Origin of the sequence: Methyloferula stellata AR4, assembly GCF_000385335.1 — a bacterium.
Taxonomy (GTDB): domain Bacteria; phylum Pseudomonadota; class Alphaproteobacteria; order Rhizobiales; family Beijerinckiaceae; genus Methyloferula; species Methyloferula stellata.
The window spans coordinates 1,046,253-1,059,096 of the sequence record NZ_ARWA01000001.1 but is presented as its reverse complement, the minus strand read 5'-3'; the positions used below and the strand labels follow the sequence as shown (position 1 = coordinate 1,059,096).

12 protein-coding genes are annotated in these 12,844 nt (G+C 60.2%); 8 read left to right on the top strand and 4 right to left on the bottom strand.

Annotated elements, in window-relative coordinates:
• The first annotated feature begins 48 nt into the window (after window positions 1-48).
• Window positions 49-267, top strand: a complete 219-nt coding sequence (locus A3OQ_RS0105230) for a hypothetical protein (protein ID WP_020174312.1) — start codon at window positions 49-51, stop codon at window positions 265-267.
• 4 nt (window positions 268-271) lie between these two features.
• Here A3OQ_RS0105230 and A3OQ_RS21365 read toward each other — a convergent pair whose 3' ends face one another.
• Window positions 272-1,150: a protein-methionine-sulfoxide reductase heme-binding subunit MsrQ gene (locus A3OQ_RS21365; protein WP_020174311.1), complete on the bottom strand. Its 879-nt coding sequence runs from the start codon at window positions 1,148-1,150 to the stop codon at window positions 272-274.
• Window positions 1,151-1,347: 197 nt separating this feature from the next.
• Here A3OQ_RS21365 and A3OQ_RS0105220 point away from each other — a divergent pair, with 197 nt between their 5' ends.
• Together A3OQ_RS0105220 and A3OQ_RS0105215 are read left to right on the top strand one after the other, a co-directional pair.
• Window positions 1,348-2,301: an acetyl-CoA carboxylase carboxyltransferase subunit alpha gene (locus tag A3OQ_RS0105220; RefSeq protein ID WP_020174310.1), complete on the top strand. Its 954-nt coding sequence runs from the start codon at window positions 1,348-1,350 to the stop codon at window positions 2,299-2,301.
• Window positions 2,302-2,448: 147 nt separating this feature from the next.
• Window positions 2,449-3,762: a L,D-transpeptidase family protein gene (locus A3OQ_RS0105215; protein ID WP_020174309.1), complete on the top strand. Its 1,314-nt coding sequence runs from the start codon at window positions 2,449-2,451 to the stop codon at window positions 3,760-3,762.
• A 155-nt stretch (window positions 3,763-3,917) separates the two neighbouring features.
• Here the strand turns inward: A3OQ_RS0105215 and A3OQ_RS21360 are convergent, their stop codons facing one another.
• Entirely contained in the window at window positions 3,918-6,134 is a 2,217-nt protein-coding gene (locus tag A3OQ_RS21360) for an ATP-binding protein (RefSeq protein ID WP_051116017.1), read from the bottom strand.
• A 522-nt stretch (window positions 6,135-6,656) separates the two neighbouring features.
• Between A3OQ_RS21360 and rpmH the strand changes: the two genes are divergently transcribed.
• The 4 genes from rpmH (at window position 6,657) to yihA (ending at window position 10,079) form a co-directional block, all read left to right on the top strand.
• On the top strand, window positions 6,657-6,791 hold the full coding sequence (gene rpmH / locus A3OQ_RS23950) for a 50S ribosomal protein L34 (protein ID WP_083931494.1): 135 nt from the start codon (window positions 6,657-6,659) through the stop codon (window positions 6,789-6,791).
• Window positions 6,792-6,853: 62 nt separating this feature from the next.
• The gene (gene rnpA / locus A3OQ_RS21355) at window positions 6,854-7,315 is read left to right on the top strand and encodes a ribonuclease P protein component (RefSeq protein WP_020174308.1); all 462 of its coding nucleotides are present in this window, start codon (window positions 6,854-6,856) and stop codon (window positions 7,313-7,315) included.
• A 111-nt stretch (window positions 7,316-7,426) separates the two neighbouring features.
• Complete coding sequence (gene yidC / locus A3OQ_RS0105200; protein WP_020174307.1) at window positions 7,427-9,244, top strand: membrane protein insertase YidC; 1,818 nt, start codon at window positions 7,427-7,429, stop codon at window positions 9,242-9,244.
• Between the two features lie 157 nt (window positions 9,245-9,401).
• Window positions 9,402-10,079 carry a ribosome biogenesis GTP-binding protein YihA/YsxC gene (gene yihA / locus A3OQ_RS0105195; RefSeq protein ID WP_020174306.1) on the top strand — a complete coding sequence of 226 codons (678 nt, stop codon included), beginning with the start codon at window positions 9,402-9,404 and terminating at the stop codon, window positions 10,077-10,079.
• Between the two features lie 180 nt (window positions 10,080-10,259).
• On the opposite strand, the gene rpmE is transcribed toward yihA, so the two are convergent.
• A complete protein-coding gene (rpmE, locus tag A3OQ_RS0105190; RefSeq protein ID WP_020174305.1) occupies window positions 10,260-10,490 on the bottom strand; it encodes a 50S ribosomal protein L31 in 231 nt (76 codons plus the stop codon).
• Window positions 10,491-10,738: 248 nt separating this feature from the next.
• Here rpmE and A3OQ_RS0105185 point away from each other — a divergent pair, with 248 nt between their 5' ends.
• The gene (locus A3OQ_RS0105185) at window positions 10,739-11,149 is read left to right on the top strand and encodes a lysozyme inhibitor LprI family protein (RefSeq protein ID WP_020174304.1); all 411 of its coding nucleotides are present in this window, start codon (window positions 10,739-10,741) and stop codon (window positions 11,147-11,149) included.
• 12 nt (window positions 11,150-11,161) lie between these two features.
• On the opposite strand, the gene A3OQ_RS0105180 is transcribed toward A3OQ_RS0105185, so the two are convergent.
• Window positions 11,162-12,529: an aspartate aminotransferase family protein gene (locus tag A3OQ_RS0105180; protein WP_026595516.1), complete on the bottom strand. Its 1,368-nt coding sequence runs from the start codon at window positions 12,527-12,529 to the stop codon at window positions 11,162-11,164.
• Window positions 12,530-12,844 lie beyond the last annotated feature (315 nt).

The following is a 12,844-nucleotide window of genomic DNA, read 5'->3' as shown; positions in this document are numbered from 1 at the left end:
TTATAGTCTATAAAATTACTAGACTAAAAAAGTTGAGGGGAGCAAATCATGCCCGACGCCTATGTGATCGAAGTTTCAGGCCATACCGTTGGAATCGTCGCCAGAGAACACGGGCAGGACGGTTTCAAGTTTTTCTCGGCCTCGCGGGATTTCAACGCGATGGAAGGCGGCAATTTCGCCGATCCTTCGGCTGCGGAACGGGTTGCGCGCCACCTCGCCAGACACGGCAATTTGCCGGGGCCGCAGAAGACGCAAACGCAGAGCTAGCGCATCAGACGGCCTCGGCGGCCTGCCGCGTCTGCGCCGGAGGCTGGCGGTCGCGCGAGGCCGCCGTGCCGCCGATCCAAACCCGCAAGATGCGGGCTGCCACCAGCGTCATGCCGGCCGCGAGAACGAACCATGCTGGCCGAATCGCGAATGAAAAGTCGAGATTGGCGTCGAGCACGAACAGGAAGGGCGCGCCCTTCGCGAGCGAATACCAGCCTGCCTCGAAAAGCGCCGTCGCCAGGCTGATGCCTATGGCCAGAGCAGCAAGCGCCCAAGGCGCCGGGTCTCTGACAAAGCGCATGAGCGCGCGATCGGCCAGAAGAAGCGCGAATATGCCGCCCATCATGATGGGTTCGCTCACATCGAGCTTCGACTGCATGAAGAAATGGATCGTGCCGAGCGCCGCCGCCGCATAGACCCATTTATGCAGGCGCGTCCATCTCTGAGCGCCGAGCCGCTTGATCATGCCGTCGGTCGAGGTCGCGGCCAGCGCGGAGAGAATGACGAGGGTCGCAAAGCCGATCGTCAGATAGATCCGCAGCGCGATCTCGGAGGCAACATGCAAAAGCGCGAAATGCTGATCGAGGACATAGAGCGAAAGATGCAAAGCGGCATAGGCAAAAGACGCCACGCCGATCATGCGCCGCACACCGATCAGTTTTGAAGCGCGGGTCGCGGCGCGCAAAGGCGTGATCGCCAAGGACAATGCGAGCAGGCGAATGGCCCAAAGCCCGGATTGGTGAATGGCCTCGGTGACGGGCCGCGGACCGAACCAGTCCATGACCGCCTCGGTTCCGAGCCAGACGGCCGGCGCGATGACGAGAGCGAATGTCAGGGCGCGCAGCGCCGAAAAACGTCCCGTCCGGTCTAACCATGGCCACATGCTCGAAATCCTGTCCTTTTCAGCTTGTTCGCTCAGGCCCGTATATTTGGTACAGCGTCAGGGTTCACAACCCAGTGACGCGCCCGGCTTGGCGTGCCATTTACCTTTCCCGCGCTGCTTTTGCCGCTTTTCTTGACTTGGTGCAGTAAAATGGCGAGGGTCCGCCGCTCTAAATTGGCCCTTGGCCCTTGAGGCGCATGCGCAGTTATCTCGATTTCGAAAAACCCGTCGCGGAACTGGAGGCCAAGGTCGAAGAATTGCGCGAACTCGCCACCCGCGGTGACGTCGCAGCAATCGGCGAAGAATTGACGCGCCTTGAACTCAAGACGGTCAAGGCGCTCTCCGAACTCTACGCGAACCTCACGCCCTGGCAGAAAACCCAGGTCGCACGGCATCCGCAACGGCCGCATTTCAGCGATTATGTCTCAGCCCTCATCACCGATTTCACCCCGCTCGCAGGCGACAGGGCGTTCGGCGAGGATGCCGCGATCGTCGGCGGCTTCGGCCGGTTCCGGGGCCGTTCCATCTGCGTGATCGGCCAGGAAAAAGGCTCCGATACGGAGAGCCGGCTTGTGCATAATTTCGGCATGGCAAGGCCCGAAGGCTATCGCAAGGCGGCGCGCCTGATGGAGCTCGCCGACCGGTTCGGCCTGCCGGTTCTGTCGCTCGTCGACACGGCGGGCGCCTTTCCGGGTGTCGAAGCCGAAGCCCGCGGCCAGGCCGAGGCCATCGCGCGATCGACGGATGTGACGCTCTCTCTCGGCGTCCCGAATGTGGCGGTGATTATTGGCGAAGGCGGCTCTGGCGGCGCGATCGCAATCGCCGCCTGCAACCGCGTGCTGATGCTCGAAAACGCAATCTATACTGTGGCTTCGCCGGAAGCCTCGGCGACGATTCTCTGGCGCGACGCGGGTCGCGCACAGGACGCTGCGACCACGATGAAAATCACAGCCCAAGATTTGCTCAAATTCGGGATCATCGATGGGATCATCCAGGAACCGCTCGGCGGCGCCCACCGCGATGCCGAGGCCGCCATTGCCTGGACGGGCGAAGCGATCGCGGCGGCGCTGACGCCGTTCGACTCCATGACGAGCGAAGCCATCCGTGTGGCTCGAACCGATAAGTTCTTGAATCTAGGCCGAAAAATATAAGGCTAAGCTTGGAAGCATAAGGCTTTGTGAACCATAGCAAGCAATGCCGCAGCCTTGCAGTAACCTTGCTATAAGGATAACGCTTATATTCAATCTCATTCATCCGGATCGCCGCCGGTTTGGGCCGGCAACACCGAGACGAGGCTGATGCGGTTTAAAAGAGCTTTCCTCGCGCGTTTGGGCGGCCTCGCGTTGGCCATTGGCGCCGCGTCGCTGCTTGCCGGCTGCGAGGATTCGATGACGGGCTCCGCGATGCGGGCCTATTATCCGGTGCCGCCCGAGACCTTGGCGCTGATGCGCAACAAAGGCACCTCGCAGAATGCCCCGGTTCTGATTCGCACCTATAAAAAAGAAGCCGAACTCGAAATCTGGAAGATGAAGGCCGATGGGCATTATACCCATCTGAAGACCTTCCCGATGTGCCGCTGGTCGGGTCAGCTCGGGCCGAAGGTGCGCGAGGGCGACCGTCAGGTTCCGGAAGGATTCTATTCGATCACGCCGGGTCAGATGAACCCGAATTCCGCCTATTATCTTTCGTTCAACGTCGGCTATCCAAACGCCTATGACCGGGCCTTGGGTCACAGCGGCGGTTCGATCATGGTGCATGGCGTCTGTTCGTCGGCGGGGTGCTTCTCGATGACGGACCAGCAGATCGCCGAGATCTATGCGCTCGCGCGCGATGCCTTCAATGGCGGCCAGCGCGAGATCCAGATGCAATCCTACCCCTTCCACATGAACGCGGAGAACATGGCCAAGTACCGGGCCGATCCGAATATCGCGTTCTGGAAGCAGTTGAAGGAAGGCTCGGATAATTTCGAGGTGACCGAGGCCGAGGTCAATGTCGGCGTGTGCGACAAGCATTACGTCTTCAACGAAACGCCAGTCGGCAACGGAAGAATGGAACCGACCGAGGCCTGCCCGGCGCTGAAACATGATGACGCCGTTCAGGCACAGGTCGAGGCCAAGGAAACCGAGGACGGCGCCCGCGTCGCCGAACTCATCAGCCAGGGCGTCAAGCCGATTCGCACCGTCTATGCGGATGGCGGCCAGCATCCGTCTTTCGCCAATGCCAGTCTTCCCGAAGTCAGCCGTCCGGAGGCCTTGGCGCAAGGGCCCGTCGATATAGCGCTCGACGAGGGCAAAGGCGGCAAGAAGAAGCCGGTGCCGCCGGCCGTCCAGATCGCACAGGCGAAAGCCGATGCCACCAAACAGGCCCAAACTCAGCTCCTGGCCGCGCCGGCGAAGCCGCAGTCGGTTGCGAGCTATGCCGCGGCGCCCGCGGAAAAATCGGGCGGCGATTCCGTGTTGAGCCGCGTCATGTGGTGGAAATCTTCAGATCCGCAACCGACCGCCTCGACGACGCCGGCAGAGGCTGCGCCAACGGACGCACAATCGGCGAATGTGCCGTTGCCGCCGCGCCGTCAGATCTCGCAGGCCTCGGCCATCTCGGACCAGCGTTAAGTCACGCCGGCCTTTGAGGCGTCGCTTTAAAACACAATGCCAGAGCGCGGACTTAGGGTCCAGCCTTACCCGCCGATCCCTCATCCCCTGAGGAGCGAGCGAAGCTCGCGTCTCGAAGGATCGAGGGTTTTAAACTGCGGTAATCAAGTAAGGCCTTAAGAGGCCGTGCCGCCCGTCGCCACGTCGCGGCAGAGCATTTCGCGGACGCGGGTCGCAAGCGCATCGACTGTGAATGGCTTCGTGATCATTTCCATGCCGGTTTCGAGGAAGCCGCCCCGCATGGCGGCTGCCTGTGTGTAGCCGGTCATGAAGAGCACTCTCAAGCCAGGCCTCTGCTCGCGCGCGATTTCGGCGAGCTGACGGCCGTTGAGGCCCGGCAATCCGACATCGGTGACGAGCAGATCGATCCGCTGATCGCCCGCGAAAATCGGCAGAGCGGTTTTCGAGTCGATGGCTTCGATGACGGTATAGCCGAGCTCCTCCAAGACCTCGATGACGAGCATGCGCACGGCATCTTCGTCTTCGATCACGAGCACGGTCTCGCCCGTCTGCGCGCGCGGCGCTTCGCTCGGCGCGGCGCTGCTGCTGACCTCGTCTTCGGCCTCGTGATGGCGCGGCAGGTAAAGCGTGATCATGGTGCCTTGCCCGACCGTGCTGTCGACGCTGATATGGCCATTCGATTGACGAACGAAGCCATAGATCATTGAAAGGCCGAGGCCGGTGCCCTGCCCGATCGGCTTCGTCGTGAAGAAGGGATCGAAGACTTTTTCGAGCACTTCCGGCGCCATGCCGGTGCCCGTATCGGCGATCGAAATCTCGACGTAATCGCCAGGCGAAAAGCCGTCATCGTCGCTTGTGCCCGAACCGATCAGCTCGGCATTGCGGGTGCTGATCGTGAGCTTGCCGCCGTCCGGCATCGCATCGCGCGAATTGATGACGAGATTCAAAAGCGCGCTTTCGAGCTGATTGGCGTCCGAGAAGGCGGGCCAGAGCGCCGGTTCGAGCGCGGTCGAAATCGCGATATTCTCACCGAGCGTGCGGCGGAGCAGATCCTCCATCGAGACGACAAGGTGATTGACGTCGATCGGTTTGGGATCGAGCGATTGCCGCCGCGCAAAAGCAAGAAGCCTATGCGTCAGCGCCGCGGCGCGATTGGCCGAGGTGATGGCCGCGTTCACATAGCGGCCGATTTCGCCCGTCCGGCCCGCGGCGATGCGCCTTTGCATCAATTCGAGCGAACCCACAATGCCGGTCAGGATATTGTTGAAGTCATGCGCGATGCCGCCGGTCAATTGGCCGATGGCTTCCATTTTCTGCGATTGGCGCAAGGCTTCTTCGGCGCGCTGCAAGGCCTGGGCGGTTTCATGCTCGGGCGTGATGTCGCGCCCGATGGCATGGATGAACCCGTCATCCGCGATATTCGTCCATGACAAAAGCCGGTGCGTGCCATTGGCATGACGATGGCGGAGCGCGACGCGCGTGCCGGACAGGCCTTGCAGGATCTGATTGTGCTCTTCCTGCGCGACGGTGCGGTCCTCCGCGTGGATGAAATCGAAAACCGATCTTTCGAGAAGATCTTCTTCGCGCCAGCCGAGCGTTTTGTGCCAAGCCGGGTTGGCTGCGACGATGGTCCCGTCGAAACGGGCGACGAGCAGCAGGTCCTGGCTCAAAAACCACATGCGATCGCGTTCGCGCGTGCGTTCTGCGATCTGCTGTTCCAAAGTTTCATTGAGTTCGCGGCGGAATTCTTCCGTCTTGCGCAGAAATTCTTCCGTGCGGCGCAATTGCGCGACGTCGCTTTCCTGCCAGACCAGCGCCCGGCGCAATTCGAGCTGGTTCATGATCTGCCGCCCCAGCGCTTCGAGGGCCGAGGCTTCGTCCGGCGACAGGCTGCGCGGCTTATGATCGAGGACGCAAAGCGTGCCGATCGGATAGCTGTTTTCGGCGATCAAAGGCAGACCGGCGTAAAACCGCAAATGCGGCTCGCCGATGACGTAGGGATGATTGGCGAAGCGTTCGTCTTTGGAAAGATCCTCCACCACGAAGAGGCTCTGCTGCTGAATGGCGGTCAGGCAGATCGACCCTTCCAGCGGCGCCTCATGAAAGACGTTTCCGACCTCGGCCTTGAACCATTGCCGGTCCTGCGCAACCAGACTGAAGCTCGCCATCGGCGTCTTGCAGATTTGCGCGGCGAGCCAGACGATGTCGTCGAAGGCCCGTTCCGGCGGCGTATCGAGAATCCTGTAGCGGTCGAGCGCGGCAAGACGATCGGCCTCGGTCCAACTCGCCTGCGGGAAGGCACAGGTGTTCGCCTCGCCGTCCGCCCCGGCAGGCGCAACGGAGTCGACCTTCGCCGAAGGCGAATTGGTCATGGAGGTGAGCACACTCTCGTTTATAGATAGCTCCTCGAATTCAAGCTTTTATGTCACGCCTCTCATGCCGGCCGAAGTCTCGTGCAGCAAATAACCGGTCAAAGGGCGGTCTAAAATGGATATCTAATTTGCTAGCTTCGGCTGAAAAGCGCCGTTTTTTATCGGCAATCGTTGTTGCAAGTCAAAGAGCTAACAACTTTTCTATCTTTATGGAATAGCCCGGTTTTGGCGGCCAGCCCCCGGCTTTGTTCAATACCGCTACGCATCATCGCTTCGAATACGATTGAGACGGCGCATTAAGTTTTTGTTTCAACTTGGAATATCGTTCAAAAAATCCAAATTGCCTCGGGTTCGTGTCAGGCAAGGCTTCGTTGACTTGCAGCCTATATTGCCGCATAAGGCAGCCGGTTTCGAGCCCGCTTATTTCAGCTTGACCCCGGTTTACCGGGCTGGCTTAAAGCAAGACCAAACCCGCCGCATGCGCGAAAACGCCGGACGGGGTTTTCGACATGGAGCAATAAGGTGAAACGTACTTACCAGCCGAGCAAGCTCGTTCGCAAGCGCCGGCACGGTTTTCGGGCCCGCATGGCGACGGTCGGTGGCCGCAAGATTATCGCGGCAAGGCGTACGCGGGGCCGCAAGCGTCTTTCCGCTTAAAGCCAATCGCGTTTCAGCCGCCCCGCATGGCTTTCTCTTTTCGCTAAGGGCCTGACCGGAAGATGCGGGAGCTTCCCGAAGCCATCGACCGCCAAATTCCTCAAAAGCCCCTGCCTGCGCCACGGCTGAAGCGGCGGGCGGATTTTTTGCGGGCGGCCAAGGGCGAACGGTTTCACGCCCGGGCTTTCACTCTTCAGGCCACAGCGCTGACCGAGGCGGCTGAGCCCGCTCAAATCGCGGCACCGGCGCGGTTCGGGATCACTGTGACAAAGCGTATCGGGGGCGCCGTCCAGCGAAACCGGATCAAACGCCGCTTAAAGGAAGCTTTGCGGCTCTCCCCGGACCTTTCGGCCTGCCCCGGCCGTGATTATGTCATCGTGGCTAAAGCCGAAGCTCTCACGACGGATTTTCAAGCTTTGCAGGCCGATCTTGCGAATGCCATTCGCAAGATCCAGCGGCTGGCACGGCAGCGGCCTTCGACGGGCAAGCCGGCACGCCGCAAAGCCTCTCCGGGACGTTCCTAGAAAGAAGCTCGATCTCGAAAAGGCGGCTCGACTTTTCGGCCAAGATCATGCGTAAAACGGCCTGATCGCTATTTCCGTAAAAATCATCCTTAAGGACCAGACGCAAACGTCATGACGCAGGATAATCGGAATTTCTTTCTGGCGATCGCCTTGTCGATTCTCGTGATCGTCGGATGGCAATATTTCTTCGCCCAGCCGCAATTCGAAAAGACCCGTCAGACGCAGGCGGAACTCGCGAAGCCCGCTACCCCGCCGGCGCCAGGTTCGCCGGACGCCATACCTGCTCCAAGCCCGACGGCGCCGCCGCAAGGCGGGGTGACGCCGAGCGCGCCCGCCGTTGGCGTTCAGTTGAGCCGTGCCGAGGCGCTTGCCGCAAGTCCCAGGGTTAAGCTCGACTCGAAAAGCCTTTTCGGCTCGATCGCGCTCAAGGGCGCACGGATCGACGACGTTTCGCTGAAGGCCTATCGCGAGACGACCAATCCCAATAGTCCGAACATCATCTTGCTGTCGCCGTCCGGCGGACCGTCTCCCTTTTATGCGGAGCTTGGATTTGTCGGCGGAAGTCAGCCGCTTCCGAAGTTCGATACGCTCTGGACCGCCGACGGCGACGTGCTTTCCGAGGCCAAGCCTCTGACGCTCACCTATGACAATGGGCAAGGACTTGTCTTTCACCGCACGATAGCGGTCGACGACCGCTACATGTTCACGGTGACGGACACGGTCGAGAACAAGAGCGCCCAGCCGGTGACGCTCAATCCCTATGCGCTGGTGTCGCGCCACGGCAAACCGAAGACGTCGGGCTATGCCGTGCTGCATGAAGGCATGGTCGGCATTATCGGCGATTCAGGTGTGCAGGAACTGACCTATGACGGGATCGAGAAAGAGACCCGTGCGCAAAAGTCTTTGAGCGGGACCGGCGGCTGGCTCGGCTTCACCGATAAATATTGGGCGGCGGTAATCGTGCCCGATCAGACAGAGCCTTTCGAGGGTCGCTTCTCGGCAAGTGGCACGGTGGAGAAGAGCTATCAGACCGATACTCTGGAGCCTGCCCAAACCATCGCACCAGGTGCTTCGGCCACCGTCGCGACGCGCGTCTTCGCGGGCGCCAAGGAAACCCAGACGCTCGACTATTACAAAGACAATCTCGGCATCAAGAAGTTCGATCTTCTGATCGATTGGGGATGGTTCTATTTCATCACCAAGCCGATGTTCGCCCTGCTCGATCTGATCTACCGCTACGTCGGCAATTTCGGCGTCTCGATCCTCATCACGACGGTGCTTGTCAAGCTCGTCTTCTTCCCGCTGGCCAATCGCAGCTATCTCTCGATGGCCAAGATGAAAGCGCTGCAGCCGCAGATGGCGGCGATCCGCGAGCGCTATGCCGACGACAAAATAAAGCAGCAGCAAGAGACGATGGAGCTCTACAAGCGGGATAAGATCAATCCCGTCGCCGGCTGTCTGCCGATGCTCATTCAGATCCCGGTGTTCTTCGCGCTCTACAAGGTTCTGTTCATCACGATCGAAATGCGCCAGGCGCCTTTCTTCGGCTGGATCAAGGATCTGTCGCAGCCGGACCCGACAAATGTCTTCAATCTCTTCGGGCTCCTGCCTTACGATCCGACAACGCTTCCGCTTGTCGGGCATTTCCTCGCCATCGGCATCTGGCCCTTGATCATGGGCGTGTCGATGTTCGTGCAGATGAAGATGAATCCGGAACCGCCGGATCCGATCCAACGTCAGATGTTCACCTGGATGCCGGTGATCTTCACCTTCATGCTCGGCACGTTTCCCTCGGGCCTTGTCATCTACTGGACCTGGAACAATACGCTTTCCGTCATCCAGCAGACGTTCATCATGCGCCGCGCCGGCGTGAAGGTGGAACTATGGGACAATCTGGCGGGCATGTTCCGCAAGAAGGCAGTGACTTAGAACTCTTCCTTCTCCCGCTTGCGGGAGAAGGTGTCGACGCAAAGCGGCGACGGATGAGGGTTGGTGCATATTGATGACGTCCCCTCATCCGACCCTCGCTGAGGCGAGGGCCACCCACCTTCTCCCGCAAGCGGGAGAAGGGCGAACCGTGCAAGGTATGATCTTGGAAACGGACGGAGCAAAGCTCGAAGACGATTTTCATGAGATCGGCCGCAAGCTTTTTGCCGGCGAATGCGATTTCATATGGGCGGCGCCAAGCTTGGGCAATCTGCCGCCGCAAGGCGCGCCCGAGATCGCCTTTGCCGGCCGCTCCAATGTCGGCAAATCCTCGCTTTTGAACGCACTCACCAATCGCAAGGCGCTCGCCCGGACGTCGAATACGCCGGGCCGTACGCGCGAATTGAACTTCTTTGCTTTAAGCGGAACGGTGGAGGCGGCGCGACTGCGGCTTGTCGATATGCCAGGCTATGGCTATGCGGCGGCGGGCAAGGAGAAGGTTGCGGCCTGGACGAAGCTCATGCAGAACTATCTGCGCGGACGGCCGACGCTGTTGCGGGTCTTCGTCCTCATCGATGGCCGGCATGGATTGAAGGCGATCGACGACGAGATGCTCGATCTCCTCGATAAGTCCGCCGTGTCCTATCAGATCGTCTTGACGAAGCGCGACGAGGTGAAACCCTCGGATGCCGCGCAATGCCTGGCACGCACGATAGACGCAATCAGCAAGAGGCCGGCGGCTTTCCCGCAAGTGATCTTCACATCGTCGCAGACCGGCGAAGGCATCGCCGAGCTGCGCGAAGCGATTGCGCGGCTTTTGGCCGAGCGGGGATTTTAGATTCAATTGAGATGAGGCGTTAAGCGGCGTCGTGCACACCCTCTCCCTGTGGGAGAGGGCGGTCAGCGGAGCTGACCGGGCGAGGGGTTTCGGTCCTCAGTTCAGAAATTGTAACCCCTCATCCGCTGCCTCCGGCGGCACCTTCTCCCACAGGGAGAAGGTTCGCTCGCCGCGCCGCGCTTACTTCTTCCCGAAGGCCATGTTGCCGAAGCGCGAGTTGAAGCGCGACAGGCGGCCGCCGCGGTCGAGCAATTGCTGCGAGCCGCCGGTCCAGGCCGGATGGGTCTTGGGATCGATGTCGAGGTTCAGCGTGTCGCCCTCGCTGCCATAGGTCGAGCGGGTCATGAATTCGGTCCCGTCCGTCATCACGACTTTGATCAGGTGATATTGCGGATGGATATCGGCTTTCATAGAACTGACCTTCTGACCCTGTCGCAAAGCCCATTGGAAACAGGCATTTGGCGCGACATTAAATCTACATTGGCGGCGGAGCGCTGCATATAGCGCAATGTGGGAGGCGACACAAGCGGCCGTCGTTCAGGCCTCAGGCTAGAACCGAGCGTGAACCTTTCCGCAGGCTCTTGCCACTCATGACTGAAACCGGCTGAACTCGGGCCAAAGCGATCCCGGTTGAGCCTCCATTTCAAAGGAAAATCGTCATGCGCCTTTCATTTGCATTCATAGGATTTCTCACGGCCCTCCCTCTCGGACCCGCTCAGGCGACGGACTGCAGTCCAAATGGCCAGCGCGACCAGACGACGATGAATATTTGCGCCAATGAATCTTACATGAAAGCGGATGCCGAGCTGAACAGCCTTTACAAACAGATCAGCGAGCGCCTGAAGGGCGATGCGGACACGCTCAAACTTCTGGTCGGGGCAGAGAAGGCCTGGCTCGCCTTCCGGGACGCCGAATGCACATTCGCCGCCTCCGGCGTTGCGCAAGGCACGGTCTATCCGATGATTATGTCGGAGTGCAAAGAAGGCGTGACGAGCAAACGCGTCGAGGTGCTCAAATATTACCTCAAATGCGAAGAGGGCGACTTGTGCTGCCCGGTTCCGGCGAAATAGGACGAGCCGGTCCTACTTCGCCGCGCGGGACTTGATCGCGTTCTCGGCCAGAGTCTTGCCAAGCGACCAGACGGCGCCCGGCACCTTATGGCTGTCGGCGATCACCTGCTCGAACGATTGCTCGATCCAATCGCAATCCGTGTCGGTCAGGATCATGGCCGGCAGAAGCTTGATCGTATGGATGCCATGCCCCGCGACCTGCGCCAGGATTTTGTGATCCTTGAACAAAGGCACGGTGATGAGCTGGCAGAAGAGGCCGGCATTGGCCGCCTCGAGCAAGGTCCACGAGGCTTTCAACTTCAAGCTCTTCGGCGGCCCGAATTCGATGCCGATCATGAGCCCTTTGCCGCGGACGGCCTTCAAAAGCTCGTAGCGCGGCACCATGGCCTCGAAGGCGGCGAGAAGCCGCGCCCCGGTCTTCGCCGCGTTTTGGATGAGGCGTTCCTGCTCGATGACTTCGAGCGTCGCCAGACCCGCCGCCATGGCGAGATCGTTCTTGGCGAAAGTCGAGCCATGCACCACGGCCTTGTCCATTCGGGTGAAGACCTTGTCGAAGACTGCCTTGCGCGTCAGTACCGCGCCGACCGGCACGTGCCCGCCGGAGAGCGTCTTGGCGAGGAGCACCATGTCGGGCTCGACATTCCAATGTTCGACGGCGAGGAACCGCCCGGTGCGGCCCATGCCGGTCTGAATCTCGTCGGCGATGAAGAGCGTGCCGTATTTGCGGCATAGCGCCTGGGCGCCGCGCAAATAGAGGTCGTCCGGCATATTCACGCCCTTGCCCTGGATGGGCTCGACGATGAAACCCGCGATCTGGCGAGTGCGCAGCGCCTTTTCCAGAGCTGCGAGATCGTTGAACGGGATCTCGTGGCAGTCGGGCAGCAAGGGCCCGAAGCCCTCGCGAAACGTATTGTCACCGTTCAGAGCCAAGGCGCCGTAGGAGAGACCATGGAAGGCATGGTCGCAGTAGACGATGCCTGAGCGGCCGGTCGCGCGGCGGGCGAATTTGATCGCCGATTCGACTGCCTCCGAACCGGAATTGGCGAAGAACACCTTGTCGAGATAAGGCACGTAGCGCAGCAGGCGTTCGGCGAGAAGACCGGCCAGCAGCGGCAGATCCATCTGCACCAGGCCCGGCAGATCCGCGTCGAGCACGGTTTTCAAAGCATCCCGCACCGTCGGATGATTGCGGCCCAAGCCGAAAACGCCCCAGCCACTCAGCAGGTCGAGATAGCGGTCGCCCTTGCGATCCCAGAGATATTGACCGCGGCCGCTTTTGAAGCCGACATCGAAGCCGATGGTTTGCAGAACGCGCACCATCATTTCGTTCAGATGCTGCGTGTGCAGGCTATAGCGTTCAGCCTCACGCTCTACGAGCATTGAGCCGATGTCGAAGGTCTGATGTTCTCCTTCGCCTGGCTCAACCTTGTGTAGCTGCGTGTTTCTCATGCGTGACGCTCCACGTGACAAGGTCTCTTGTGCGGGGCCATTCTTTGCCCGCCGACCGATGATTAGGCCTCGACGAAACCGCGATGCCCGAGCCTGATCTTTTAGAAAAGCCTGCGCGACTTTTCGCAAGTGAGATCACGCGAAAAGAAGAAACCGAAAGGCGACCCCGATTCAATCTCGTCCATGCCGCACGAAGACCAAAACGACCGCCTCAGATTGCAACTTGCAGGATAGACGAGTCAAACG

What these genes read in the sequence shown, in the direction of transcription:
- A3OQ_RS0105230 (WP_020174312.1), top strand. Translation starts at nt 49, where the DNA reads ATGCCCGACGCCTATGTGATCGAAGTTTCAGGCCATACCGTTGGAATC.
- A3OQ_RS21365 (WP_020174311.1), bottom strand. Translation starts at nt 1,150, where the DNA reads ATGTGGCCATGGTTAGACCGGACGGGACGTTTTTCGGCGCTGCGCGCC.
- A3OQ_RS0105220 (WP_020174310.1), top strand. Translation starts at nt 1,348, where the DNA reads ATGCGCAGTTATCTCGATTTCGAAAAACCCGTCGCGGAACTGGAGGCC.
- A3OQ_RS0105215 (WP_020174309.1), top strand. Translation starts at nt 2,449, where the DNA reads ATGCGGTTTAAAAGAGCTTTCCTCGCGCGTTTGGGCGGCCTCGCGTTG.
- A3OQ_RS21360 (WP_051116017.1), bottom strand. Translation starts at nt 6,134, where the DNA reads ATGACCAATTCGCCTTCGGCGAAGGTCGACTCCGTTGCGCCTGCCGGG.
- rnpA (WP_020174308.1), top strand. Translation starts at nt 6,854, where the DNA reads ATGCGGGAGCTTCCCGAAGCCATCGACCGCCAAATTCCTCAAAAGCCC.
- yidC (WP_020174307.1), top strand. Translation starts at nt 7,427, where the DNA reads ATGACGCAGGATAATCGGAATTTCTTTCTGGCGATCGCCTTGTCGATT.
- yihA (WP_020174306.1), top strand. Translation starts at nt 9,402, where the DNA reads ATGATCTTGGAAACGGACGGAGCAAAGCTCGAAGACGATTTTCATGAG.
- rpmE (WP_020174305.1), bottom strand. Translation starts at nt 10,490, where the DNA reads ATGAAAGCCGATATCCATCCGCAATATCACCTGATCAAAGTCGTGATG.
- A3OQ_RS0105185 (WP_020174304.1), top strand. Translation starts at nt 10,739, where the DNA reads ATGCGCCTTTCATTTGCATTCATAGGATTTCTCACGGCCCTCCCTCTC.
- A3OQ_RS0105180 (WP_026595516.1), bottom strand. Translation starts at nt 12,529, where the DNA reads ATGCTCGTAGAGCGTGAGGCTGAACGCTATAGCCTGCACACGCAGCAT.